Source organism: Bosea sp. 685 (assembly GCF_031884435.1).
Lineage (GTDB): Bacteria > Pseudomonadota > Alphaproteobacteria > Rhizobiales > Beijerinckiaceae > Allobosea.
In genome coordinates this window covers 3743689-3766775 of record NZ_CP134779.1, presented here as the reverse complement: position 1 = coordinate 3766775, position 23087 = coordinate 3743689, and the positions used below count along the sequence as shown (strand labels likewise).

The following is a 23087-nucleotide window of genomic DNA, read 5'->3' as shown; positions in this document are numbered from 1 at the left end:
CGATGATCTCTGGCGTTCAGGCTCAAAAGGCCCAGCAGGAGCAGCCGAGCGCACCCCAGAAGGCGCCCTCGTCGCGGGCGGGGGTGGCGGCGGCGAGCGCGCCGGCGTGGCCATGGCCATGGACGCCACAGGCGCTGGCGCAGCCGCAGGCCGCGGCGAAGGCGTATTTGCGGTCGTCCAGCGCCGCGCGCTTCTGATAGCCGCCGAAACGCCTGACCGGCGACCAGTCGGGCATCGCCGGCGGCAGTGGGGGGCTGAGGCCGGCATAATCGCCCGCGCCATGGACCGGCTTGCCGCCGAGCAGGGTCAGCACGCTTTCGATATCCTGGATCTCGTCCTCGGGTACCGCCATGTAGTCGCGGTCGAGCACCACGAGATCGGCGAGCTGCCCGGCCTTGATCTGGCCCTTCTTGCCCTCTTCGGTCGAGAACCAGCTATTGGCCTGGGTCCAGAGCCTGAGCGCGCTCTCGCGGTCGAGCAGGTTGCGCTGCGGGTAGAGCTTGAGGCCGCCCAGCGTCCGGCCGGTGACGAGCCAGGCCAGCGAGACCCAGGGGTTGTAGCTGGCGACGCGGGTCGCATCCGTGCCGGCGCCGACCGGCACGCCGGCCTCCAGCATGCGCGCAATCGGCGGGGTGCGCTCTGCCGCCTTGGCGCCGTAGCGCTCGACGAAATACTCGCCCTGGAAGCTCATGCGATGCTGCACGGCGATGCCGCCGCCGAGCGCGGCGATGCGGTCGATATTGCGGTCGCTGATCGTCTCGCAATGGTCGAAGAACCAGTGCAGGCCCTTCAGCGGCACGTCGCGATCGACCTTCTCGAAGACGTCGAGCGCCCGCGTGATGGTCTCGTCATAGGTGGCGTGCAGGCGCCAGGGCCAGCGGTTCTCGGCGAGCAGGCGCACGACGGGCTCGAGATCGCCCTCCATGGACGGCGGCATCTCCGGCCGCTCGACCCGGAAGTCCTCGAAATCGGCGGCGGAATAGACCAGCATCTCGCCGGCGCCGTTATGGCGGTAGAGATCGTCGCCCTGGCCCGGCCGGACCTGCTTCGACCAGCTCTCGAAATCCGCCAGTTCCTCTTTCGGCTTCTGGGTGAAGAGATTGTAGGCGATGCGCAGGCTGAGCTCGCCATCGGCGTGGAGCTTCTCGATGACGGCGTAGTCCTCGGGATAGTTCTGGAAGCCGCCGCCGGCATCGATCACGGTGGTGACGCCGAGCCGGTTCAGCTCGCGCATGAAATGCCGCGTCGAGTTGAGCTGGTATTCCGGCGGCAGCTTGGGCCCCTTGGCCAGGGTGGCGTAGAGGATCGTGGCGTTGGGTTTGGCGAGCAACAGCCCGGTCGGGTTGCCGGCGGCGTCGCGCTGGATCTCGCCGCCCGGCGGGTTGGGCGTGTCCCTGGTGTAGCCGGCGGCGCGCAAGGCGGCGCCGTTGAGCAAGGCGCGGTCGTAGAGGTGCAGGATGAAGACCGGCGTCTCGGGCGCGATCGCGTTGATCTCGTCCAGCGTCGGCAGGCGCTTCTCGGCGAATTGATGCTCGGTGAAGCCGCCGACGACGCGCACCCATTGCGGCGGCGGCGTCACGGCGACCTGGCGCTTGAGCATCTCCAGGGCCTGGCCGAGCGAGCGCACCCCGTCCCAGCGCAGCTCCATATTGTAGTTCAGCCCGCCGCGGATGATGTGCATGTGGCTGTCGATCAGCCCGGGCACGGCGCGCCGGCCGCCGAGATCGATGATTCCGGTGTCCGGGCCGGCGAGCGCGCGCATCTCGTGCTCGGAGCCGGCGCCGATGAAGCGCCCGCCCGCGATCGCCACCGCCTGCGGGTTCGGGTTGGTCTGGTCGAGCGTGGTGAAGCGGCCGTTCACCAGGATGAGGTCTGCGATCATGGAGCTGGCTCCCGAGCCGGAGGTCTGGGCTGTGGCGGATCCGCTAGGAAGGGCCGACAAGGCGCCGGCCGCGCCGCCGATGGCGGCCTGTCTGCGGGGCGGGCTCATGAGGGGCGGCCTTCGCCGGGCTCGCGGCCGCCATCCTTGGCTGCGGTCCGCGCCGGCAAGGCGCCGAAGACGTGCTCGCCGCATTCGCGCTGCAGCCAGCCGAGGCTGAGCCGTTCGCCGGCGATGACGCGCTTGGTGATCGGCACGATCTGCTCGCCGGCCAGGATGCCGAGCAGGCCGACCAGCGCCACCACGGGCGGCGCCGGCGAGCGCAGGTCGAGCAGGCTGTAGATCACGCCGACGAGCAAGCCGGCGCCCAGCGAGGCGAGGTAAAGCTTCATGGGGTCTCCCGGTCGTGGTGTGAGATGTCTTGGCGCCGCGCCTTGATGCAGGGCTCCGGGGAAAGCGCGGTGCGGCTGCGCCGCACCGCGGCGGGTCAGCCCTTGATGAAGGCGAGCAGGTCGGGATTGATCACATCGGCATGGGTGGTCAGCATGCCGTGCGGGTAGCCCGGATAGGTCTTGAGCGTGCCGTTCTTGAGCAGCTTGACCGAGAGGCGGGCGGAGGCGTCGATCGGCACGATCTGGTCGTCCTCGCCGTGCAGCACGAGGGTCGGCACCGTGATCGCCTTCAGGTCGTCGCTCTGGTCGGTTTCGGAGAAGGCCTTGATGCCCTCGTAATGCGCCTGCGCGCTGCCGGCCATGCCCTGGCGCCACCAGTTCTGGACCACGCCCTGCGAGACCTTCGCGCCTGGCCGGTTGAAGCCGTAGAAGGGGCCGGCCGGCAGATCGAGGAAGAACTGGGCGCGGTTGTCGGCAAGCGCCCGGCGCAGGCCGTCGAAGACCTCCAGCGGCAGGCCGCCGGGGTTGCTCTGCGCCTTGACCATCAGCGGCGGCACGGCGCTGACCAGCACAGCCTTGGCGACGCGGCCCTGCGGCTCACCATGCCTGGCGACATAGCGGGCGACCTCGCCGCCGCCGGTCGAGTGGCCGATATGGACCGCCTCGCGCAGATCGAGATGCGCGACCACCGCCGCGGCGTCCGCAGCGTAATGGTCCATGTCGTGGCCGCCGCTCGCCTGCGCCGAGCGGCCATGGCCGCGCCGGTCATGGGCGATGACGCGGTAGCCTTGCGCCAGGAAGAACAGCATCTGCGCGTCCCAGTCATCCGAGGAGAGCGGCCAGCCGTGATGGAACATGATCGGCTGCGCGTCCTTCGGACCCCAGTCCTTGAAGAAGATCGCGACGCCGTCCTTGGTGGTGATCATCGGCATGGTTCAGTGCCCTTCCTGCGCGCCGAACATGGTCTTGGCGTAGGTGATGCCCAGGCCATAGGCGCCGCCGAACCTCCGGGCGATGCCGGTGGTCAGCTCATAGGTGCCGGTGCGGGCCCAGTCGCGCTGCAGCTCGAGCAGATATTGCACGGCGGTCATCGGGCGGGCGCCGGCCTGGATCATCCGCTGCATGGCGCGCTCATGCGCCTCGTCGGAGACGTCGCCGCAGGCATCGGCGATGACATAGACCTCGAAACCCTGATCGAGCGCCGACAGGGCTGGGCCGACGATGCAGACGCCGGTCCAGAGCCCGGCCAGCACGATGCGCGGCTTGCCGATGGCGTTGACGCGGGCGATCACGGCCGCGTCCTCCCAGGTGTTCATCGAGGTCCGGTCGAGCAGCGCCTGGCCGGGAAAGGCCTCGGTGATCTCGCTGAACATCGGGCCGGAAAAGCTCTTTTCGGCGACAGTGGTCAGGATCGTCGGCACGCCGAAGCCGGCGGCGGCGTGTGAGATCAGCGCCGCGTTGTTGCGCAGGGTGACGGCATCGATCGACTTGGTCGCGAAGGCCATCTGCGACTGGAAGTCGATCAGGATCAGCGTGTGATCCTGCGGCGTGAGCAGGAGTTTGCCGGGAGCAGCTATGGCGTGGGACAAGGGCGGGGTCTCCGGTTGGAATCGCCGGGACGTTAGGGCCGCATCGCGGCGGTGACCATTAGTTACGGGTGGGATACTACCTCGAGCCATGAATGACACAGTAAGTTCTCATGCAACGCAGGACGATCACTGTCTTGTTGATCCGCTCATCAAGTTCTTCGCGCAGGAATGGATGAGCCATGTCGTCTTTACGCTTGCCCGCTACGGCACGCTGCGCTTCGGCGCCCTGCGCCGCCAGATGCCGCCGGGCATCTCCGCCCGCGTCCTGTCGGCGCGACTGAAGGCGCTCGAGGCGGCCGGCTATGTCGAGCGCCGCGATCTGAGCGAGCGTGTGCGCCATGTCGAATACGCCCTGACCGCGCGGGGCCGCGAGGTCGACGCGGCGCTGGCGCGCAGCGAGGCCTTGCTCCAGCCGGGCGGGGGGCGGCGCCCTGAGCTGAGCCGCAAGATCCGGGCCGCAAGAACTGAGCCGCAAGAACTGAGCCGCGAGAACCGGTCGGCAACCCTCATCAATCTCCGCGACCGGAGCGTTTCAACCGGGGACGGGGAGGGCGGCTCCCGTGGCGGCTTTGATCTTGATCAACACGGAGCTTGGTCCAGCTGGCGTAGATTGAGAGATGAGCGCGAACGCTGCGGAACATGCCCACTCTTTTGATGCCGAGCAGCGTGATACGCCGCCCCCGAGGAGCACGCCGATGACGCTATCGTCCCTCGTTCCGCATACGCTGTTCGGCTGGGCCGTGGCGGGCGTCTTTGCGATTGGGCTGGCTCTGGCGGTGGCCGATCATTGGGCGCATCTCTTCGGAATCCTGCCCTACCTCATTCTCCTCGCATGCCCGCTCATGCATGTTCTCATGCATCGAGGCCACGGACATGCCGGGCATGACCGCGACAAGGAGAAGGCCGATGTCTGAACGCGGCATCGGGATCCTGCCTCTCGGCGCGGGATTATCGGCGGCGCTGGTCGCCCTCTATGCTCTTTGTGCGCTGATCGCCGTGGCGACGCCCAGTTTCACCGCGACGCATGGCTGGCTGGCGCTGTTTGGCGCGACACCGCCTGTGACGCTCTCCGCCGTGCTCCGCGCCATCCTCGCCAATATCGTCATCGCATGGATCACCGCGGGGAGTTCCGCGTTGGTGTATCATGCGGTTGTCGGGCGCGGATCGGGACGGACCACCAGCCGGTGAGCCGTTGCGTGATCTGCTGCTCCCAAGCTTGGAGGCCTCGGCCTGGCCTTGTGACAAGACGCAGGGAGACAGCCATGCCCTTGAAACTCGGCCATGATCATGCCGGCCACCCGCCTCACCACGACCATGGCGGCGGCCCGCCTTTGCATGGCGCCTCGGCCAGCCGCCGCGGCGAGGCTGAGGCGGCGCCGCGCGCGGCCGTGCCGCCGGGCACGATCTACACCTGTCCCATGCATCCGCAGATCCGCCAGCCCGCGCCCGGTAACTGCCCGATCTGCGGCATGACGCTCGAGCCGGAGCTCGTCACGGGCGAGGAAGGCCCGAGCGAAGAGTTGCGCGACATGACCCGGCGCTTCTGGATCGGGCTCGTCTTGTCGATCCCGGTCGTCATCCTCGAAATGGGTGGCCATCTCCTCGATCTCGGCCGCTTTTTCAGCCCGGCCATGTCGAACTGGGCGCAGCTGCTGATCGCAACGCCCGTCGTGCTCTGGGCGGGAAGTCCGTTTTTCACGCGGGGCTGGGCCTCGCTGGTGAACCGTTCGCTCAACATGTTCACGCTGATTGCGCTCGGCACCGGCGTCGCCTGGAGCTACAGCGTCGTCGCAACGGTGGCGCCGGGCGTGTTTCCGCCGGCGTTTCGCGGCCATGGCGGCGCGGTCGCCGTCTATTTTGAAGCGGCCGCCGTCATCACCGTGCTCGTACTGCTCGGCCAGGTTCTGGAGTTGCGCGCCCGCGAGCAGACCTCCGGCGCCATCAAGGCGCTGCTGGAGCTTGCGCCGACGATCGCGCGCCGGCTGCGCGCCGATGGCGGCGACGAGGAGGTCGCGCTCGACCAGGTCAAGGTCGGGGACCATCTGCGCGTGCGCCCGGGCGACAGGGTTCCCCTCGATGGCGAGATCCTCGAAGGGCGCTCCAATGTCGACGAATCGATGGTCACGGGCGAGCCTCTCCCCGTCGCAAAGGCGGCGGGCGCAACCGTCATCGGCGGCACGCTCAACGGCCAGGGCGCCTTCGTGATGCGCGCCGACAAGGTCGGCCACGACACGATGCTCGCGCAGATCGTGCAGATGGTCGCCAAGGCGCAGCGTTCGCGCGCGCCGATCCAGCGGCTGGCGGATCTCGTTGCCGCCTGGTTCGTGCCCGCCGTGGTCGCGATCGCGGTCGCAGCCTTCGCCGCCTGGGCGCTTTGGGGGCCGCAGCCGGCGATGGTCTACGGGCTGATCGCCGCCGTCAGCGTCCTGATCATCGCCTGTCCCTGCGCGCTCGGCCTCGCCACGCCGATGTCGATCATGGTCGGCGTCGGCCGTGGGGCGCGCATGGGCGTCCTGATCAAGAACGCGGAGGCGCTGGAGCGCATGGAGAAGGTCGACCTGCTCGTCGTCGACAAGACCGGCACGCTGACCGAGGGCAAGCCGCGCGTGACGGCGATCTGCCCGGTGGCCGGACTGCAGGAAGACGAATTGCTGCGCCTCAGCGCCAGCCTCGAGCGGGCGAGCGAACACCCGCTCGCGGCCGCGATCGTGGCGGCGGCCAGCGAGCGCAAGCTCGGGCTCGACAAGGTCGAGGATTTCGACTCCCCGACGGGCCGGGGCGTCATCGGCAAGGTGGCAGGACGCGCCGTCGTGCTCGGCAATGCCGGCTACCTCAGTGGGATCGGCATCGATGTCGCCGCGCTCGAAACGGAAGCCGAGGCCTTGCGAAGGGACGGCGCCACGGCGCTGCTCGTCGCGATCGACGGCAAGGCGGCCGGCGTGATCGCCATTGCCGATCCCATCAAGGCGACCACTCCTGGCGCGATCGCTGCCCTGCGCGAAGCCGGCATCCGGGTGGTCATGCTGACCGGCGACAACCTGACGACCGCGCAGGCGGTTGCCGCCAGGCTCGGCATCGACGAGGTGAGGGCGCAGGTGCTGCCCGAGGACAAGGGCCGGATCGTGGCGGAGTTCAGGGCGCAGGGGCGTGTCGTCGCCATGGCCGGAGACGGCGTCAACGACGCGCCCGCGCTCGCCGCCGCCGATGTCGGCATCGCCATGGGAACCGGGACGGATGTCGCCATGGAGAGTGCGGGCGTCACCCTCCTGCGCGGCGATCTGGCGGGCATCGTCCATGCCCGCAAGCTCAGCCAGGCGACCATGAGCAATATCAGGCAGAACCTGTTCTTCGCCTTCGCCTACAACGCGGCGGGCATCCCTGTCGCCGCCGGCCTGCTCTACCCCTTCACCGGCCTGCTGCTGTCGCCGATCCTCGCGGCGGCGGCCATGGCGCTCTCATCCGTCAGCGTGATCGCGAATGCATTGCGCCTGCGCTTTGTGACGATCCAGTCCGCAACCTAGCCGGACGAACCGCCTTTTCCACGTCGCCAAGGCAAGACCTACTTCACCAAGGCCCGGGCCGGCCTTTTCCAATCGGCCCTCAACACCGGAGGACATCATGCATCGGCTTCTCACACTCTCATTCGTCGCCCTCGGCCTTGCCGCAACCGGCGCCGCCGCCCAGGACAAGATGACCATGGGCGCGGACATGTCGGTGCTGCCTCAGGCTTGCCGCGACGCCCTGATGAAGGACATGGCCATGCCCAAGATGGGGGAAGGCAAGATGATGGACGGCAAGATGGCGGAAGGCATGGACATGTCGAAGATGATGGGCGGCGCGGGCATGCCCGGCATGGATCAGATGCCGATGACCGAGGCCCAGAAGGCATCCATGCAGGCGATGATGAAGATGAACATGCCGATGATGATGACGCACAAGATCAAGGACCCCGACCTCGCCTTCAACTGCGGCATGATCGTGCACCATCAGGGCGCGATCGACATGGCGACGATCGAACTCAAGTTCGGCAAGGATGCCGCGTCCAAGACCATGGCCGAAGGCATCATCAAGGCTCAGAAGGCCGAGATCGCGGAGATGACCGCGCGGGTGGAGACGCTGAAGGCCAAGTGACGCTGACAAGCGGCAGCGCATCGACGCTGCCGGTTTCATGGACACCGCGATTGGCGCGGCGCAGCTTGCGTCCCCGGGGCCGGCCGAAGGCCGGACCCGGGGCCTTCGGCTTCCATTGCCTGTCTATCGCCTATTCCAGCGGCTTTTTGGGGCTCCGAGGACCCAAAGCGCATTCGCGATTGGCGCCTGTGCCTGGCGCGTTCTCGAAAACACAGGCAGATCCCGGCGGATCACCGCACTTCCTGGCCATGTCCCGAAAGCCGACGCAGCTTCCGGAAACCACGTGCCGGTATCCAGGGCCGCCCTTGCAGCCGCATCCGGAACACGGCGTGTCGTCGATGACGCAGCCTTTGGCCAGTACCGGCGGCACAGGGAGAGCCCACAGCAAGGCCAGAGCCAGAAAGCCGGCCCGTGCACTGGTTCTCGCGCGCGCTGTTGAAGCTATCGCTCCCATCCCGTCACCCGGTCGTTGTCGAGGGTGACACGCCGGGCAAAACGCCCGACGCCAATCCGGTCATATTTGTAGACGTGCCGGATTTTCGTCTTCAGAGCCTTCTCTTCGATCTCGACAGGCTCGCCCCAGGATTGGAGCAGTTGTTCGCGCGTCATATCGTGCCAGATCTCGCCGGCCATGAGAGCGTCGACAAGTGTCGAATCCTGGTAGTGGCGCATCAGAAAAATGCGCTTCTGACCCGCCTCAGCTTCGGCCCGAGCCAGCGCGAACCTTCGCTCGCGCCGGTTGTTGAGCAGGCCGATAGCCCTGAATGGCAGTGCGATGAGAGCGACCGCGAGCGCGATAGCCGCAGCCAGCATCCGCAACACCGCGACAACGGCTTTGATTTCAGGCGAACCTCTCGCCATGGTCTTCACGCCCCAGCCATCATCGCAGTGCCGCCATCAACCTCGCCAGCCCGCGCATTTGCCGTTCGACTTTCGGTGGCCGGGGCCTCCCCTTGAACCGCATCCGCCCCGCGCATCCTGGAACGCGCTAGGTGATGTGAGGTTGGCAGGAGGTGCTACCACCCCTCTGATCGTCGAAACCTCTCGGGGTGTTGCGGCGAATGCAGCCAAACACGAGAATGCGGCCAGCGCCGTGCCTGCCGCCATTACTTTTAGTCTATGCATACGCGTCCCCTCCCTGCCTGAAGCCAGGCTAGTCAATAACGGGGAACCGATCCGCCGTAACCGTTTCCAACTCCGTTGTTGTAGGAGTTGTAATTCCCATACGAGCCGTAGTTGTTGCTTCTGTTGCTGTCCGGGTTGGTGCGGTAGTATCCGTCGGTGTGGCTGCCGTTGCTGTTGGAATGTGGCGCGACGTAGTTGCTGTTGCTGTTCGAACCGGTTCCATAAGAGAAGCCTCTGGAACTCTGGGCCTGCGTGGAGAACGCGGCCAGACACATGGCAGCGCTCAGGAAAGCGAGTTTCTTCATTGTTTTTCCCCCGTGCCCTTCTGGGCAGTGGAGAGAGGCGCTACTTATGAGTGAAAGTCGAATCATGGTCGATCGGTAGTTGCGCTGGAGGCCAGTCGCGCCATCTGCCTGCTTCGCCAGCTTGAGGCCCGCGCCGCCGCCATTCCCGGGATCGAACTCGATGACAGCGGGCTCCATTGCCTGCTTGCGGGTGTCCTAGCTGCGTCGCGCGTCCGGTAGGCCTGCGAGGAGAGGGCAGTGCCGGCCTATGCGCGCCGCCCATCCGGATCCCGTAAGAATTTTTTCAAGAGCCTGTTGACAGTAATCCTATGATGGGTCTAATGTCTCAATAGCACTGTGAATTCCTGTGCCTGCCGCCCGCAGCTAACCGCTCGCGGGCGTTTTCGTTTCAGGCCGGGCGCAAGCGAAGCCTTCACTTCAAAGATCCAGACATGGCCAGAGGCGCTGCAAGGACGAGCCGCAAGGCCGGTGCGACGGCGCGCCCGGCCGAGGCGGGGCCGGCCACTGACGGCGGCCTGACGCCGCTCGACTATATGCTCACCATGCTTCGCGACGAGAGCCTCGAGCCCAAGGCTCGGTTCGAGATCGCCAAGGCAGCAGCCCCTTATGTCCATGCCAAGCTTGCCACGGTCGAGCATAGCGGCGGCATCGCGCTCAGCCATGAAGACGCGCTCGCCGCGCTCGATGATGAGCCCCAAGACCATGAGCCTCAAGGAAATGAGTGACGATTATATACTTGGCAAAGCAGATTCGATGTGTTCTGATTCTCAGCGACAGGCCGGCACTGCACTGAACGCAAGCAATGTGATAACTCTACCCTTCGGCGGCGCGCTGCCAGAAGGGGGTGACGTGGAGCGGATCAACCAGTTTGAATTTTATGAATTCGGCCGCGCTCTAAAGGCGTTGACGCGCCATTACGGCGATACGCCTGCCAACGCAGTATTTTTTGATCTGACTACGGCAGAAAGCTTGCTGCTTAGAGCCCTATCAGGGAGCCCTATGCCTCTCGGCGTGTGCCGGGCCTCTGCGGTTACGCTTCAGAGATACATATCAGGAAACATCGACCAGCTGGTTAACCGCACTGGCGGAATAGCAGACGCCTTCAAGTTTCCTGACACCAATAGTCCCCCAATCCATGGGTATGCCTTGGATTATATGAGGGTGTTGATTTCAACTTTTGAAACGGTCTTTCAAGAAGAGATGAGGGAGGCGGCGACATATTTCGTTCCGCGTCGTGGAATATATCATACGCCTGCCTTAGTTGATGCGGCTGATGAAACTTTCCCGGCCGATCTAGTTTATGTAATACCCGAAAAAGCGCGCATTGACTGGAGATCGGCGGGGCGATGTTTAGCGTTCAACCTATTGTCGGCGTCTGGCTTTCATGTCGCACGAGCGGTCGAAGCAACGCTGGAGAGCTACTATCAGCTGTTCAGCGGGAAGCCTGGCAAGACGCTCGTATCGTGGAATGATTATATCAAAGAACTAGACGCGATCACCAAGGCTCAGACGAGCCCGGCACCCTCTGATAAAACGATTGCTGAGCTCAAGCAGATGAAGGACGACTATCGGAATCCGATCATGCACCCACGTGTTGTGCTTTCGGAGGGCGACGCCAGAATGCTATTCGCGAATGGTGAAAGCCTGATCATCGCGATGGCGCAAGAGATCGAAGCGGCGTCCCATACCGGGGTGCAGCCGAATTTGCAGCTGGTAGCTGGACCGACTCAGCCATGACGGACGACGATCAAAAGCGCGACGAGGTGCTGAAGCGGATGCTGGCGACGCCGCCGAATCGGCATGAACCCGCCAAGGCAATGCCCCAGAAGACGCCTAAGCCGAAACCGAAATCAAAGGGCCGCGATGATGGAAAAGACTAGCCTTTGGGGAATCGCCCCGAGTCTTCCATCATCTGCTCTAGCCCGCATAGAAACCCTGAGAGCGCGTCGCCCAATTCTCCAGCGGCTAGCATCGATTGTGCGGCGTCTGGTGTGGGGAAAGTCTGCGAATTAATGTGCTCTATCAAGCCTTTGTGAAAGGTCTTGGCGGAAGTGAGGTCGAAACCCTCCTTCGCATACATGATCACGTAGAGGCGCTGGAGCATGTATTCCAGCGCCGTCAATTGGCAAAATAGCTTCACGTCGTTTTCCGACATTTCGCCCTCGCTTTGCGGCGACGGACGAATCGCCTCGCCTTCTGCCTAAGCGTAAGCGGTTTCGTTAATCCGCCGATAGGTGAGGCGCTTGCCGTCGATGCCCTTCAAGGCGTTGTCGCGGCGTTCAACGTCGCTCACGCCCAGCTTGGTGCGGTTATTGTAGCGAAAGTCGAACTCAGCAAGGTAGCGGTGCAGGTGCTTCTCAGCGCAGTGTGATAGATGCCCTTCATGCCGCGCTTGAAGACAGAGAACACGCCTTCAATGGTGTTGGTGTGGACCACGCCGCGAACGTACTCGTTGGCTGAGTGCTTGACGGTCTCATGGCTGGCGAACTCGGTGCCGGTCTTGGTGTAGAGCTTGCTCTCGTCGGTATGCAGCACTGATGTGCGGCGCACGTTGGTGACAACGATCTCGCGGACGCTCTCAGCGGTCGCATGATCGACTTGGAAGGAACGGACGCGCCCGCCGCGCTCGACCAGGGCAACGACCAAGCGCTTGCTGGAGTGGGACGCCTTGCCCTTCTTGGTGCGCTTAGTGATCGTCTCCTTGTCGCCGAAGTCGGTTTCGTCGGCTTCAACGATCTGGCCTTCGCCGCCCATGGGCTCGGGGTTCTCGTCGCGCATGGCTTCGCGAATGCGATGGCACATGAACCACGCAGTCTTGTAGGTGACGCCGAGCATACGGTGGATCTGATGGGCACTGATGCCCTTCTTGCTCGATGTCATGAGATGGACAGCGAGCAGCCACTTGTTGAGCGGGATTTTAGAGTGCTCGAACACCGTGCCGACCGTTACGGTGAACTGCTCGCGGCATTCATTGCACTGATAGACGCCCGCGCGATGAGCCTTGCCCTTGAGCGCAGCGATTCGCGCAGGATCGGCATTTCCGCAATGCGGGCACGTCGCGCCATTAGGCCAACGCTGAGCCTCAAGCTGCTCGCGGGCCTTACCGACGTCGGCGAAAATGGGGTTGTCGAGTGTGGCAGACATGGCTTGCTCCTGTGATTAGGAGCATAGGCCTATGGTCTGCTTTGCTAAGTATATAATTGAGAAATGAACCCCGAGACAATGAGCCCGAAGGAGAGGGCGATCCGCCGGAGGCTGCGGGCTGAGTTCGAGCACTACGCGCAAAAGGCGCTGCGGATCCGGACCAAGACCGGCGCGATCGCGCCGCTCCAGCTCAACCAGGCGCAGCTTTATCTGCATGGCCGCCTCGAGGCGCAGAGGGCGCGCACCGGCAAGGTCCGCGCGCTCGTGCTCAAGGGCCGCCAGCAGGGCATCTCGACCTATATCGGCGGGCGCTATTACTGGCGCGCCAGTCACGCGCGGGGAATGCGGGTGTTCATCCTGACGCATGAGCGCGAGGCGACGAACAACCTGTTCGGCATGGTGGAGCGCTACCACCAGCACTGCCCGCGGCTTCTGAAGCCGCAGACCGGCGCGGCCAATGCGAGGGAGCTTTCCTTCGCGAGGCTGGAGAGTGGCTATGCCGTCGGCACGGCTGGGGCGAGGGCAGTCGGGCGTTCGCAGACGGTGCAGCTCTTCCATGGCTCGGAGGTCGCGTTCTGGCCCAATGCGGCGACGCATTTCGCCGGCGTGGTCCAGGCCATTCCCGATCTGCCGGGAACCGAGATCGTGCTGGAAAGCACGGCAAACGGCGTCGGCGGCGAGTTTCATGCGCGCTGGCAGCAGGCCGAGGCCGGCATCGGCGACTACGAGGCGATCTTCATCCCCTGGTTCTGGCAGGACGAGTATCGCCGGCCGGTTCCGGACGGTTTTACGCTCGACGCGGACGAGCAGGCTTATGCCGGCGCCTACGGCCTGACGCTGGAGCAGATGGCCTGGCGCCGCGCCAAGATCGCCGAATTGAAGGACGAGTTGCTGTTCAAGCAGGAATATCCGGCAACCGCGGCTGAAGCCTTCCAGCTCACCGGCCATGACAGCTTCATCAGATCCGAGGCTGTGCTGCGGGCTCGCAAGGCAAGTTGCGAGGGCATCGGGCCGCTGGTCATCGGCGCCGACCCGGCGCGCTTCGGCGATGACCGCTTTGCGCTGGCCTGGCGCCGGGGCCGCAAGGTCAGCAAGACCGAAAGCAAGGCGAAGATCGATGTGGTGGCGGGCGCGAACTGGATCAGGCAGGTGATCGACGCCGACAAGCCGGCAAGGGTGTTTGTCGATGTCGGCGGCGTCGGCGCTGGCGTCGTCGACATCCTGCAATCCTGGGGCGCGCCCTATGACGAGATTGTCGTGCCGGTGAATTTCGGCTCCGAGCCGCAAGAGCCGGTCGAATTGCTGCCGGATGGCACGAAGAAGCCGGGCCCGCGCAATCGCCGGGCCGAGATGTGGAAGCGCTCGCGCGACTGGCTCGACGAGCCCGGCGGCGCCGACATCCCGGACCAGGACGGGCTCCAGGCCGATGCCTGCGGCCCGTCCTACCATTACGACGCGAACCAGCGCCTGCTCCTGGAAAGCAAGGAGCATATGCGAGCGCGCGGGATCAGATCGCCCGATGACTGGGACGCCATCGCATTGACCTTCGCCGAGCCTGTCAGGGATCGGCAACCCAAGGAGCGTCGCCCGCGAAACCCGCGCGGACGCGGCGCCTGGATGGGCGGATAGGATTTGAAATGATCGCTCAAGACGATGATAACGCGAACGCTCCTGCGTCTGCGACCGAGGACCTGTTGGCCCAGGCGGCCAGGCGCTGGTCGGCTGGCTACGAGGCCGAGCGCGAGAACATCAACCAGGCCTATGAGGATCTGCGCTTCCGCGCCGGAGACCAGTGGCCGAAGGAGGCGATCGCCCAGCGCGAGGCCGACCAGGCCCCGTGCCTGACGATCAACCGCATCCCGCAATTCGTGCGCCAGGTCACGGGCGATATTCGCCAGGGCCGGCCCTCGATCAAGGTCGTCCCGGTCGACGATGGTGGCGATGAGGCGGCGGCCGAGCTCCGAGCCGGCATCATCCGCTATATCGAGAACCGCTGCGATGCGCCCGGTACCTATTTTTCCGCCGCCGACAGCCAGGTCAATAGCGGCATCGGCCATTGGCGCGTCATCACCGAATATGCCTCGCAGACCACCTTCAACCAGGAGATCGGCATCCAGCTCGTGCAGGATGGTGTCTGCGTGGTCTGGGATCCCGATGCGGTCGATCTCACCCGCAAGGATGCGATGTGGTGCTTCGTGCCCGTCGATATCGCGATCGATGCCTACAAGGAGAAATACCCGGACGCGCCGGTCACCGATTTCAGCCGGGAGAGCGAAGGGCATTTCGAGGGCTGGGTCACCACCAGCACGGTGCGCGTCGCCGAGTATTTCTACAAGAAGCCGGCGCGGATCACGCTTGCCCTGACCGCTGACGGCACGATCCGCGACGTCACCGAGGCGCTGGCGGAGGAACTGGCCGAGCTCAGGCAGCAAGGCGCCCGCATCGATCAGCGCGACAGCTTCAAAATCTATCGCTGCCTGATCACGCAAGGCCATATCCTGGAAAAGCCTGCGATCTGGCCCGGCCGCTATATCCCGATCGTGCCCTTGCTCGGCGAGGAGATCCGGATCGGCCCGCGCGTCATCCGCCACGGCATCGTGCGCTTTGCCCGCGATCCGCAGCGCATGTTCAACTATTTCGCCTCGAAACAGGCCGAGGTCATCGCGCTCCAGCCCAAGGCGCCCTGGCTCGGCACCGAGCGGAATTTCGAGGAGTACGAAGACGAATGGGAGAATGCCAACACCGAGTCCAGGCCCTATCTGCGCTACACGCCTGATCCGTCGAACGGCAATGCTGCGCCGCAGCGCGTGCAGCCGCCGGTGTCGTCGCAGGGCGTCTCGGAAGGGCTTCAGCTTGCAGCCGAGAACATGATGGCGGTGATCGGCATCCACCAGGCCGGGCTCGGCGAGGCCTCGAACGAGAAGAGCGGCAGGGCGATCCTCGCCCGTCAGCGCGAGGGCGATGTCGGCACCTTCGTCTATCTCGATAATTTCGCCCGCGCGGTGCGCCACACCGGCGTGATCCTGCTCGACCTGATCCCGCATATCTACGACACCGAACGCACCATCCGCATCGTCGGCGAGGACGGCAGGATGACGCCGCTGCGCGTCAACCAGGCTGTCGGCATGGTCGTCGGCGGCGAGGGCGATGATGGTGAGGCGGCGACCGCCCAGAAGCTCAACGACCTGTCTGTGGGCGCCTATGACGTGGTGATCGAGCAGGGGCCGTCCTACTCGACCAAGCGCGAGGAGGCCAAGGACGGCATGGCCACCCTCGTCCAGTCTGTGCCCAGCACCTTTGGATTGATCGGCGACCTCTATGTCCAGGCGCAGGACTGGCCGATGAAGGACCAGATCGCCAAGCGCCTGAAACTGGGCCTGCCGCCCGCCATCCAGCAGATGGAGGCTCAAGGATCGGGCGCGCCGCCGCCACAGCCACCGCCGCCGCAGCCCTCGCCGGAAGCGATCGCGGCGCAGCAGCAGGCGCAAGCGCAGGGCGCGCGCATCCAGATGGACGGCGCCAAAACCCAGTCGCAGATCGCGACCGAAGAACAGCAGCGCCGGATCGACCTCGCCAGGGCGCAGAGCGATCTCGCTGACGCGGAGAACGCCCGGGCGATCGCGGCGCGGGAGGCCGAAAACGCCGCGCGCAGGGCCGAGGCGGAGATCGCGCTGATCGAGGCGAGGCGAGCTCTCGCCTTGGCGCAGATCGGCGCGCTCGGGCGCGGCGGCGGTAATGGGGGGGCCGATAGGGCGGAAACGCAAGACGATGCGAGCCCGCACGACGACCCGCGGGCTTTCGCCGCCGATCCTGACGGGTTTTGACCCCCCGCGCCGTCATCCCGGACAAGCGGCGAAGCCGCGCCGATCCGGGATCCATGCCGGAGCGCTGCCTGGTTAGGCTCAGGAATGGATCCCGGGTCTCCGCTTCGCTACGCCCGGGATGACAGCGTGCAGATGGTCGGGACACTAAACAGGACTACACGCCAAGCCGACGCATGAAGCGCAGACCGCGATGATGAGCAAGCCGCCTCTCCGGGCGGCTTCTCTATTGGGCAAAAGGAATCAAGCAGCTTCGCGCCGGCTCCGCCACAGTAGTGCCACTGCCCCAAAAATGGTCGCTATACCAATCACCACGAGGATTGCGCGGGGGAGGAAGTGGTTATCGACTACTCCCCAAGGCTCTCCTGCCAGAAGCACTATGGTGAGGAGAGCTGTCGAGAGTATTGGCATTACAAGCCCGACAGCGCCGAAGCCTATGGCGGTGCCGAAGCCACCTCCCGAGCCGAGCAGCATGGCAAAAAGGCAGCTTAACGCGGCGGCAACGGCGAAGCTTCTCGTGCCTGATTGATCCGTGCCACCCGCAGACATGATTGCTTCTCCAAACCGCAGAGTCTCTTAGAGGAATTGCCGCAATGCCAGCAACGGGCCGGTCGTGAGCTTGTTGTCCCACCACGTCTCCGGCTTCTCTACGAAGCGCAGGTCTTCTCGGCTGATACGCAAGGCTTGGCCGTCGATTCTGACGGCCTTCAGCGCTGAGCGCTGGCGTTAGTCTCTGCCGTCATTGCGAGCGCAGCGAAGCAATCCAGAGGTCTGCGCGAGCCCTCCTGGATTGCTTCGTCGCTCACGCTCCTCGCAATGACGGTTCAAGCCAGATCGAAATCCCGTTGGCATGAGAGCCGGCTTGGGCATGTGAGCCCTCATCCTGAGGAGCGCCGTAGGCGCGTCTCGAAGGATGCTCCAGCTCGCACCGGAGCCTCCTGGAGCATCCTTCGGGACGCCACTTCGCGGCTCCTCAGGATGAGGGCTCGGGGGGCAACCGCTGAGGCGCGGGCCTTCGCCCCTGAGGCGCAAGCCCGAACGCCGACCAAACACGACTTCACGCCAGGCCAGCGCATGAGGCGCAGGCCGCGATGATGAGCAAGCCGCCTTTCCGGGCGGCTTTTTCTTTGGATGCACCATGAACGATTGGGATGACGACCTGACCAACGGGCAGGCGAGCGCAAGCGCGCCAGCCGACGGAGAACAGTCTGAGGACGGCGCTGCGGCGAAAGCCGCGGAGACGTCCGAAACAGGGACTGACGAGCATGACGGCGCTGAAGGCCAGCAGGCTGACGGCGCTGGCGAAGAGGAAGAGCAGGACAAGCCGAAGAAGCGCCGCTCCGGCGTCGAACGGCTGAAACGGGAGCGCGATGCGCTTCGCAACGAGGTCGAGCTTCTGCGCAGTCGCACCCCGGTGGTCGACGACGGCGCGGCGATCGACGGCCTTGTGCGCAGGGAAATCGGCGACCCGCCCAGCGAAGATGCGTTCAGGGGTGATTGGTTCGCCTACGAGCGGGCCATGACCGCCTATGAGGCGGAACGCAGGATCGTTACCCGTGAGGTGAAGGCGCTGGCAAGCCAGGTCGCCTCGCACTCCGCCGAGCGGATGAGCGATCTTGTCGAGGATTTCAACGATCGCGTCGCTGATGCGGTCAAGGTGATCCCCGATTTCCGCGATGTCGTCGGCAAGACGACTGACAGGACGCATCCCGTCTCGCCTGTCGTCGGGCAGCTCATTCTCGAAAGCGAGAAGGGGGCCTTGCTGCAATACCACTTCGCCAGGAATCCCGCTGATCTGCGCCGCCTCAACGGATTGTCGCCGCTCGGCGCCGCCCGTGAAATCGGCAAGATCGAGGCTCGCCTGTCCCTGGCCAAGTCCACCACCGCAACCAGAGCCCCACCGCCCGTAACCGCTCCCAAAGGCGGCGCCAGCCCATCGAGCCAGGAGGCCCGCATGGAGGCGTATCTCAAGCGGCAATACGGCGACCGGGCTTAACTTTCAGGAACAGACAACATGGCAAACACCACGCTGACCCCCTCCATCGTCGCCAAAACGGCGGTGCGCATTCTCGAAAACGAGCTCGTCATGGCCGGCATGGTCTATCGCGGCTATGAGGACGAGTTCGACAAGAAGGTGAACGGCTACTCGGCCGGCGACACCATCACCATCCGCAAGCCGACCGACTTCACCGTGCGTGATGGCGCCGTGATGGCGAGCCAGGACGTCACGGAGGGGCGGACCACGATCACTGTCGACAAGCAGAAGGGCGTCGATTTCGCCTTCACCTCGAAGGAGCTGACGCTGAACATCGACGAGCTCGCCGAGCGCGTCATCAAGCCGGCAATGGTCCAGCTCGCCAACCAGATCGATCTCGATGTGATGGCGGAATACAAGAACGTTCCCAACTGGGTCGGCACGCCCGGCCAGACCGTGGATGCCTTTGCCGACTTCGCCAAGGCGCCGACGCGGATGGATCTCGGCGCGGTGCCGCAGGACATGCGCTCCGGCGTGCTGAGCCCGACCGATTACTGGGCGATGGCCGGCTCGCAAACGGCGCTCTACATGCAGAATGTCGCGCAGGGCGCCTATCGCAAGGGCCGTATCGGCGAGATCGGCGGCATCGACACCTATATGTCGCAAAACGTGCCGACGCATATTGTCGGCCCGCTCGGCGGTACGCCGCTGGTCAATGGCGCGGCGCAGGGCGTGACATACGCTGCGGTCAAGGATATCGGCAGCCAGTCGCTGGTCACGGATGGCTGGACGGCGGCAGTCGCCGCCCGCGTCAAGGCCGGCGACGTCTTCACCATCGCCGGTGTCTTCGACGTCAACCCGGTGACCAAGGCGACCCTACCGCATCTGAAGATGTTTGTCGTCAAGGCGGACGCCGCCTCGGATGCCGCGGGCAACGCGACGCTGACGATCTCGCCGCCGATCATCACGTCTGGCGCCTTCCAGACGGTCTCAGCCGTGCCTGCGGACAATGCGGCGATGACATTTTTCGGCGCTGCGGGAACCGGTTACGCCCAGAATCTCGTCTTCCACAAGAATGCGTTCGCCCTGGTCGTGGTGCCGCTGGTGAAGCCGCCGGGCGCCGTCGATGTCTCGCGCGAGACCTACAAGAACATCAATGCGCGCGTGATCCCGGTCTATGACGGCACCAACGACAAATCTGCCTGGCGTCTCGACATCCTCTACGGCGTCAAGACGGTCGATCCGCGCCTCGCGGTCCGGCTCTCGGGCAGCTAAGCGGGCTGACGGCCGACAATAGGAGGGGCGGTCTTCGGGCCGCCCTTTTCCCTTCTCCCCTGGCGGGAGAAGGTGGCGCGCAGCGCCGGATGAGGGGGCGCCGTGCCCTGTCCGGTTAGCATCGTGTTCGGCCAGGCGGAGAGCTCACAGCGCCCCCTCATCCGTCTCGGCTTCGCCGAGCCACCTTCTCCCGCGAGGGGAGAAGGGTTTCCCGAGCCCGACCATGACGCGCTTGCGACCCCAGGCCGCCCCTTTTCATTTCGCGAGACAAACCATGAGCCAGACCAAAGCCGATCTCGTTCGCGAGGTGCTGGGCGAGCTGTTCTCGCTGGCCTCGGGGCAGGTGCCCAGCGCTGAGGACACCGCCTTCGTCGAGCAGCGCATCGACCCGGCGCTGGCGGCGCTTGCCAAGCGCAACGTCATCTACATCCCCGATGCCGAGGAGATCGACGACGAGGTCTTCGACGCGCTCGTGGCCTATCTCGCGCAAATCTGCGGCCCGAAATTCGGCCGGCCGCGCGACCTCGCAGCCAAGCAGATGGCGGAGGATGAGCTGCGCACGATCCAGCGCATCGGCGGCGGAACCGGCCGGACGCTGCGCATCGACAGCGCGCTTTTGCGCCGCCGCCGCCATGGGAGCATTCTCTGATGCCGCCGCTTCCTTTCCCGAAATCCTCGACGCCGGGCGTTCGGCCGGGCGAGGGCGAGGGCCGCTATGTCAATTGCTATCCGGTTCAAGAGGGGGATCGCTCCTATGTGCGCCGTGTCGCGGGGCTGAGCCGGCGCGTGGCGACGGGGAAGGCCGGCATCCGCGGCCTGCTCGATGTCAACGGCGTCACCTATGTCGTGTTCACCGGCTCTGTCGTTACGGTTGCCGCTGACGGCGCTGTCACGACGCTGACGGGCTCGATTCCGGGCCCCGACGGCGTCACGCTGGCGCGCAACAACAAGGTGACCGATGGCGTCTCGACGCCCGATATCGTCGCGGTGCGCGAGGGCGGCGGCGCCTATCTCCTGAGCGCGACGACGGTTGCCGCCTATCCCGATGCGGACCTGCCGGCGACGGTGAACAGCGTCGATTTTCTGGGCGGCTATTTCCTGTTCTCCATCCCCGATGGCAGGCTTTTCGCCTCGGAACTCAATGCGACGCAGATCAACGCGCTGAGCTTCACCACCGCAGAAAGCCGCTCGGATGGTTTGCGCAGGGTCGCGGTTCAGGGCTCGCTGGCCTATGGCTTCGGCGGCTCCACCATCGAGCCCTATCAGAATGTCGGAACCTCGCCATTCCCGCTGCAAAGGGCGGCAACCGTGCCTCCTGTCGGCATCCTGACCACCATGGCGATGGCCGGGTTTCAGGAGACCTGGAACGGCCCGATTTATTTCGTCGCCTCGGACAGGACGGTCAAGGCGCTGTCGGGCTATGAGACGGCGACAATCTCCACCCCTGACGTCGACCGCTTCATCGCGGCCTCGACCGTCGCGACCGTCGCGGTCGATGTCTTCGCCTGGCAGGGGCGGCAGTTCGTCGCCGTGTCCAGCGATAGCGGGAGCTGGATCTACGACACGGTCGAGTGCTCCTGGCATGAGCGCCTGAGCACCGGGGCCGCCCGCTGGCGCGCGACGCGGTCGATTTACAGCAATGAGCAATGGCTGTTCGGCGACACGCTGTCTGGCGATCTTCTGACGCTCTCGACCACGCTGACGGAGAACGGGGCGGCCCTCGGTGGCCTCATTCAGTCAGGGCCGCTGAAGGACTTCCCGGCCCGTGTCGCGGCCAGGCTCTCCGCCGATTTCACTGAGGCCCAGATCACGGTCTATGTCTCCTGGTCGCATGATGGCGGCAAGAGCTGGAGCAGCGAGCTTCAGCGCTCGCTTGCTGACGCCGACAAATGGCCGGTGAGCGTCGCCAATCTTGGGCTTTCGACGCAGGCCGGCCTCATCGTCCGCTTCCGCTGGGAGGGGGCGGACGATTTCTCGTTCCTCGGCGCGACAGCCGATCGTCTCGATGCGAGGGCCGCCTGATGGCCGATTTCGACCCGTTGACCGTGCCCGCTATCATGCCGGTGACGGTTCGGCGCACCAATGAACAGGGCTTCCCCAGGCAGGCGCTGCTCGATTACGAGCAGGCGCTGCAAGCCTGGATGAAGTCGAACGTCGCCAACACCAACACGCGGCTGAACCTGGTGTCAGACGAGGTCGACGGCGCTTATGCGGCCGTTGCGACGGAGGCCATCGCGCGCGCGGCAGGCGATTCCGCGCTGGCGGCCGAGCTCACCACGCTCGAGACGACGGTCGGCAACAACACGGCCGAACTCGATATCCTCAGCGCCTCCATCGACGGCATCGCCGTCAAATATGCCGTCACGGGCACGATCAACGGCGTCACCGGCGGTTTTATCCTGACCGGCATTCAACAGGTCGGGGGCGGCGCATCCTATCTGCTGGAGATCACCAGCGATGTCGTCATCAACGGCAACCTGCTCGTCACCGGCACGGTCGAGACGGTCGCGGTCGCCAGCCACGCCATCAGCCAGGTCGCTTTCTCCGCCAGCGGCGGCATCTATACCGGCGTCGGAATCACCGTGCGGGCTGGCGCCACGGTGGCGATCACCGCCTCGTTTAACGGGTTGGCCGGCTCCTATTTCCCGCTCTCGGCATCGCCGGGCACTGTCTATGTCGAGCGCGACGGTGTCCTGATCGGTTCCGTGGCGACGAATTTCGAAGCGTCGGGCTCCGGCTCGTCTGCCGGCATTTCATTCCTCCAGACCACGGTTCTCTGCCAGGACAGTCCCGGCGGCGGCTATCACGACTACATCGTCCATTCCGGCAACGGCGCGGGCGTCGGCGGCGTCGCCATCCTCGTTCAGGAGTTGGCACGATGACGGTGGGGCCTGCTGTCGCCTTCGTGCGTTATGACGAAACCGGGGCGGTCACGGAATGGGGCCGCATGGCGCTGGGCGTGATCGAGCGGCAGAGGCAAGGCGGCGCGCGGATCATCGCCGGCGGCGGCGGCCCGGATTTCTATGTCGACCTCGAGACGCGCGAGACCCGGCCCAAGCAGGACAATCCGGCCCGGCTCGACGGCATGACGCTGCGCGATGTGCCGGTGCCGGCAACCGTCATGATCGGGCGCACGTCCTATGCGGTCACCGACCCGGTCGTCGAGCTCGAATTCCCGCTGCCGGGAACCTACGCAATCGAGGTCCGGTCCGTCCGTCACCTCGCTAAAACATTCACGGTGCAGATATTCGAGGTGACAGCGTGAAGATCGTGCATCGCGACGATTACCGCGCCCGCAGGGCCGCCGATTACCCAGCCCTGACCGAGCTTGCCGACGCCCTGGTCCACCAGCAGGCCGGAGACGGTGCGAAGCTGCGCGCCTATCTCGACGCCTGCCGGGCCGTCAAAGCGCGCTATCCGAAGCCGGATCCGGCAAACCCCACATCATAGG

The 23087-nt window shown here is 65.2% G+C and carries 24 protein-coding genes and 1 pseudogene; 17 read left to right on the top strand and 8 right to left on the bottom strand.

The features are described from left to right. Positions 1-22: 22 nt before the first annotated feature. The 4 genes from RMR04_RS18960 to RMR04_RS18945 all read right to left on the bottom strand — a co-directional run bounded on the left by RMR04_RS18960 (position 23) and on the right by RMR04_RS18945 (position 3860). A complete protein-coding gene (locus tag RMR04_RS18960; RefSeq protein WP_410492136.1) occupies positions 23-1990 on the bottom strand; it encodes an amidohydrolase in 1968 nt (655 codons plus the stop codon). Then, a complete protein-coding gene (locus RMR04_RS18955) occupies positions 1987-2271 on the bottom strand; it encodes a XapX domain-containing protein (protein WP_311909880.1) in 285 nt (94 codons plus the stop codon). The genes RMR04_RS18960 and RMR04_RS18955 overlap by 4 nt, the downstream gene beginning before the upstream one ends. 95 nt (positions 2272-2366) lie before the next feature. Continuing rightward, entirely contained in the window at positions 2367-3203 is an 837-nt protein-coding gene (locus tag RMR04_RS18950) for an alpha/beta fold hydrolase (RefSeq protein WP_311909879.1), read from the bottom strand. 3 nt (positions 3204-3206) lie between these two features. Beyond that, a complete protein-coding gene (locus RMR04_RS18945) occupies positions 3207-3860 on the bottom strand; it encodes a hydrolase (RefSeq protein ID WP_311909878.1) in 654 nt (217 codons plus the stop codon). Between the two features lie 172 nt (positions 3861-4032). On the opposite strand from RMR04_RS18945, the gene RMR04_RS18940 reads away from it, so the two are divergent. The 5 genes from RMR04_RS18940 (at position 4033) to RMR04_RS18920 (ending at position 7991) form a co-directional block, all read left to right on the top strand. Further along, positions 4033-4515 carry a winged helix-turn-helix transcriptional regulator gene (locus RMR04_RS18940; RefSeq protein WP_311909877.1) on the top strand — a complete coding sequence of 161 codons (483 nt, stop codon included), beginning with the start codon at positions 4033-4035 and terminating at the stop codon, positions 4513-4515. 40 nt (positions 4516-4555) lie between these two features. Next, positions 4556-4774: a DUF2933 domain-containing protein gene (locus RMR04_RS18935; RefSeq protein ID WP_311909876.1), complete on the top strand. Its 219-nt coding sequence runs from the start codon at positions 4556-4558 to the stop codon at positions 4772-4774. Next, positions 4767-5048, top strand: coding sequence for a hypothetical protein (locus RMR04_RS18930; RefSeq protein WP_311909875.1), 282 nt, complete (start codon positions 4767-4769; stop codon positions 5046-5048). Before RMR04_RS18935 ends, RMR04_RS18930 begins: the two co-directional genes overlap by 8 nt. Positions 5049-5122: 74 nt before the next feature. Then, the gene (locus tag RMR04_RS18925; RefSeq protein ID WP_311909874.1) at positions 5123-7381 is read left to right on the top strand and encodes a copper-transporting P-type ATPase; all 2259 of its coding nucleotides are present in this window, start codon (positions 5123-5125) and stop codon (positions 7379-7381) included. Between the two features lie 97 nt (positions 7382-7478). Next, positions 7479-7991: a DUF305 domain-containing protein gene (locus tag RMR04_RS18920; RefSeq protein WP_311909873.1), complete on the top strand. Its 513-nt coding sequence runs from the start codon at positions 7479-7481 to the stop codon at positions 7989-7991. Between the two features lie 441 nt (positions 7992-8432). On the opposite strand, the gene RMR04_RS18915 is transcribed toward RMR04_RS18920, so the two are convergent. Together RMR04_RS18915 and RMR04_RS18910 are read right to left on the bottom strand one after the other, a co-directional pair. Then, positions 8433-8861, bottom strand: a complete 429-nt coding sequence (locus tag RMR04_RS18915; protein WP_311909872.1) for a hypothetical protein — start codon at positions 8859-8861, stop codon at positions 8433-8435. Positions 8862-9148: 287 nt separating this feature from the next. Further along, positions 9149-9598: a hypothetical protein gene (locus RMR04_RS18910; protein ID WP_311909871.1), complete on the bottom strand. Its 450-nt coding sequence runs from the start codon at positions 9596-9598 to the stop codon at positions 9149-9151. A 254-nt stretch (positions 9599-9852) separates the two neighbouring features. Here RMR04_RS18910 and RMR04_RS18905 point away from each other — a divergent pair, with 254 nt between their 5' ends. The 3 genes from RMR04_RS18905 to RMR04_RS18895 are packed head-to-tail and all read left to right on the top strand — an operon-like array spanning position 9853 to position 11301. Continuing rightward, the gene (locus RMR04_RS18905) at positions 9853-10146 is read left to right on the top strand and encodes a hypothetical protein (RefSeq protein WP_311909870.1); all 294 of its coding nucleotides are present in this window, start codon (positions 9853-9855) and stop codon (positions 10144-10146) included. Then, positions 10124-11158: a hypothetical protein gene (locus RMR04_RS18900; protein ID WP_311909869.1), complete on the top strand. Its 1035-nt coding sequence runs from the start codon at positions 10124-10126 to the stop codon at positions 11156-11158. The genes RMR04_RS18905 and RMR04_RS18900 overlap by 23 nt, the downstream gene beginning before the upstream one ends. Continuing rightward, positions 11155-11301: a hypothetical protein gene (locus RMR04_RS18895; protein ID WP_311909868.1), complete on the top strand. Its 147-nt coding sequence runs from the start codon at positions 11155-11157 to the stop codon at positions 11299-11301. The genes RMR04_RS18900 and RMR04_RS18895 overlap by 4 nt, the downstream gene beginning before the upstream one ends. On the opposite strand, the gene RMR04_RS18890 is transcribed toward RMR04_RS18895, so the two are convergent. Together RMR04_RS18890 and RMR04_RS18885 are read right to left on the bottom strand one after the other, a co-directional pair. After that, on the bottom strand, positions 11298-11576 hold the full coding sequence (locus RMR04_RS18890) for a hypothetical protein (RefSeq protein ID WP_311909867.1): 279 nt from the start codon (positions 11574-11576) through the stop codon (positions 11298-11300). The genes RMR04_RS18895 and RMR04_RS18890 overlap by 4 nt on opposite strands. Positions 11577-11621: 45 nt before the next feature. Then, positions 11622-12565 (bottom strand): annotated as a pseudogene (locus RMR04_RS18885) (IS1595 family transposase). 63 nt (positions 12566-12628) lie between these two features. Between RMR04_RS18885 and RMR04_RS18880 the strand changes: the two are divergent. The 9 genes from RMR04_RS18880 to RMR04_RS18840 all read left to right on the top strand — a co-directional run bounded on the left by RMR04_RS18880 (position 12629) and on the right by RMR04_RS18840 (position 23086). Then, the gene (locus tag RMR04_RS18880) at positions 12629-14194 is read left to right on the top strand and encodes a terminase large subunit (protein ID WP_311909866.1); all 1566 of its coding nucleotides are present in this window, start codon (positions 12629-12631) and stop codon (positions 14192-14194) included. 65 nt (positions 14195-14259) lie between these two features. Next, on the top strand, positions 14260-16389 hold the full coding sequence (locus RMR04_RS18875; protein ID WP_311909865.1) for a portal protein: 2130 nt from the start codon (positions 14260-14262) through the stop codon (positions 16387-16389). A 1135-nt stretch (positions 16390-17524) separates the two neighbouring features. Beyond that, a complete protein-coding gene (locus RMR04_RS18870; protein ID WP_311909864.1) occupies positions 17525-18382 on the top strand; it encodes a hypothetical protein in 858 nt (285 codons plus the stop codon). 18 nt (positions 18383-18400) lie between these two features. Beyond that, positions 18401-19636: a P22 phage major capsid protein family protein gene (locus tag RMR04_RS18865; RefSeq protein ID WP_311909863.1), complete on the top strand. Its 1236-nt coding sequence runs from the start codon at positions 18401-18403 to the stop codon at positions 19634-19636. Positions 19637-19910: 274 nt separating this feature from the next. Continuing rightward, positions 19911-20285 (top strand): hypothetical protein, encoded by a 375-nt coding sequence (locus RMR04_RS18860; RefSeq protein WP_311909862.1) that lies wholly within the window; start codon positions 19911-19913, stop codon positions 20283-20285. Beyond that, complete coding sequence (locus RMR04_RS18855; RefSeq protein WP_311909861.1) at positions 20285-21658, top strand: hypothetical protein; 1374 nt, start codon at positions 20285-20287, stop codon at positions 21656-21658. The genes RMR04_RS18860 and RMR04_RS18855 overlap by 1 nt, the downstream gene beginning before the upstream one ends. Beyond that, on the top strand, positions 21658-22518 hold the full coding sequence (locus tag RMR04_RS18850; protein WP_311909860.1) for a hypothetical protein: 861 nt from the start codon (positions 21658-21660) through the stop codon (positions 22516-22518). Before RMR04_RS18855 ends, RMR04_RS18850 begins: the two co-directional genes overlap by 1 nt. After that, on the top strand, positions 22515-22901 hold the full coding sequence (locus RMR04_RS18845) for a hypothetical protein (RefSeq protein WP_311909859.1): 387 nt from the start codon (positions 22515-22517) through the stop codon (positions 22899-22901). Before RMR04_RS18850 ends, RMR04_RS18845 begins: the two co-directional genes overlap by 4 nt. Beyond that, entirely contained in the window at positions 22898-23086 is a 189-nt protein-coding gene (locus RMR04_RS18840) for a hypothetical protein (RefSeq protein ID WP_311909858.1), read from the top strand. Before RMR04_RS18845 ends, RMR04_RS18840 begins: the two co-directional genes overlap by 4 nt. The last annotated feature ends 1 nt before the right edge of the window (position 23087 follow it).

Excerpts from the sequence above, each read along its gene's own strand:
- RMR04_RS18960 (WP_410492136.1), bottom strand. The coding sequence starts at position 1,990 with ATGAGCCCGCCCCGCAGACAGGCCGCCATCGGCGGCGCGGCCGGCGCC.
- RMR04_RS18955 (WP_311909880.1), bottom strand. The coding sequence starts at position 2,271 with ATGAAGCTTTACCTCGCCTCGCTGGGCGCCGGCTTGCTCGTCGGCGTG.
- RMR04_RS18950 (WP_311909879.1), bottom strand. The coding sequence starts at position 3,203 with ATGCCGATGATCACCACCAAGGACGGCGTCGCGATCTTCTTCAAGGAC.
- RMR04_RS18940 (WP_311909877.1), top strand. The coding sequence starts at position 4,033 with ATGAGCCATGTCGTCTTTACGCTTGCCCGCTACGGCACGCTGCGCTTC.
- RMR04_RS18935 (WP_311909876.1), top strand. The coding sequence starts at position 4,556 with ATGACGCTATCGTCCCTCGTTCCGCATACGCTGTTCGGCTGGGCCGTG.
- RMR04_RS18930 (WP_311909875.1), top strand. The coding sequence starts at position 4,767 with ATGTCTGAACGCGGCATCGGGATCCTGCCTCTCGGCGCGGGATTATCG.
- RMR04_RS18925 (WP_311909874.1), top strand. The coding sequence starts at position 5,123 with ATGCCCTTGAAACTCGGCCATGATCATGCCGGCCACCCGCCTCACCAC.
- RMR04_RS18920 (WP_311909873.1), top strand. The coding sequence starts at position 7,479 with ATGCATCGGCTTCTCACACTCTCATTCGTCGCCCTCGGCCTTGCCGCA.
- RMR04_RS18910 (WP_311909871.1), bottom strand. The coding sequence starts at position 9,598 with ATGGAGCCCGCTGTCATCGAGTTCGATCCCGGGAATGGCGGCGGCGCG.
- RMR04_RS18905 (WP_311909870.1), top strand. The coding sequence starts at position 9,853 with ATGGCCAGAGGCGCTGCAAGGACGAGCCGCAAGGCCGGTGCGACGGCG.
- RMR04_RS18900 (WP_311909869.1), top strand. The coding sequence starts at position 10,124 with ATGAGCCTCAAGGAAATGAGTGACGATTATATACTTGGCAAAGCAGAT.
- RMR04_RS18895 (WP_311909868.1), top strand. The coding sequence starts at position 11,155 with ATGACGGACGACGATCAAAAGCGCGACGAGGTGCTGAAGCGGATGCTG.
- RMR04_RS18890 (WP_311909867.1), bottom strand. The coding sequence starts at position 11,576 with ATGTCGGAAAACGACGTGAAGCTATTTTGCCAATTGACGGCGCTGGAA.
- RMR04_RS18880 (WP_311909866.1), top strand. The coding sequence starts at position 12,629 with ATGAACCCCGAGACAATGAGCCCGAAGGAGAGGGCGATCCGCCGGAGG.
- RMR04_RS18870 (WP_311909864.1), top strand. The coding sequence starts at position 17,525 with ATGAACGATTGGGATGACGACCTGACCAACGGGCAGGCGAGCGCAAGC.
- RMR04_RS18865 (WP_311909863.1), top strand. The coding sequence starts at position 18,401 with ATGGCAAACACCACGCTGACCCCCTCCATCGTCGCCAAAACGGCGGTG.
- RMR04_RS18860 (WP_311909862.1), top strand. The coding sequence starts at position 19,911 with ATGAGCCAGACCAAAGCCGATCTCGTTCGCGAGGTGCTGGGCGAGCTG.
- RMR04_RS18855 (WP_311909861.1), top strand. The coding sequence starts at position 20,285 with ATGCCGCCGCTTCCTTTCCCGAAATCCTCGACGCCGGGCGTTCGGCCG.
- RMR04_RS18850 (WP_311909860.1), top strand. The coding sequence starts at position 21,658 with ATGGCCGATTTCGACCCGTTGACCGTGCCCGCTATCATGCCGGTGACG.
- RMR04_RS18845 (WP_311909859.1), top strand. The coding sequence starts at position 22,515 with ATGACGGTGGGGCCTGCTGTCGCCTTCGTGCGTTATGACGAAACCGGG.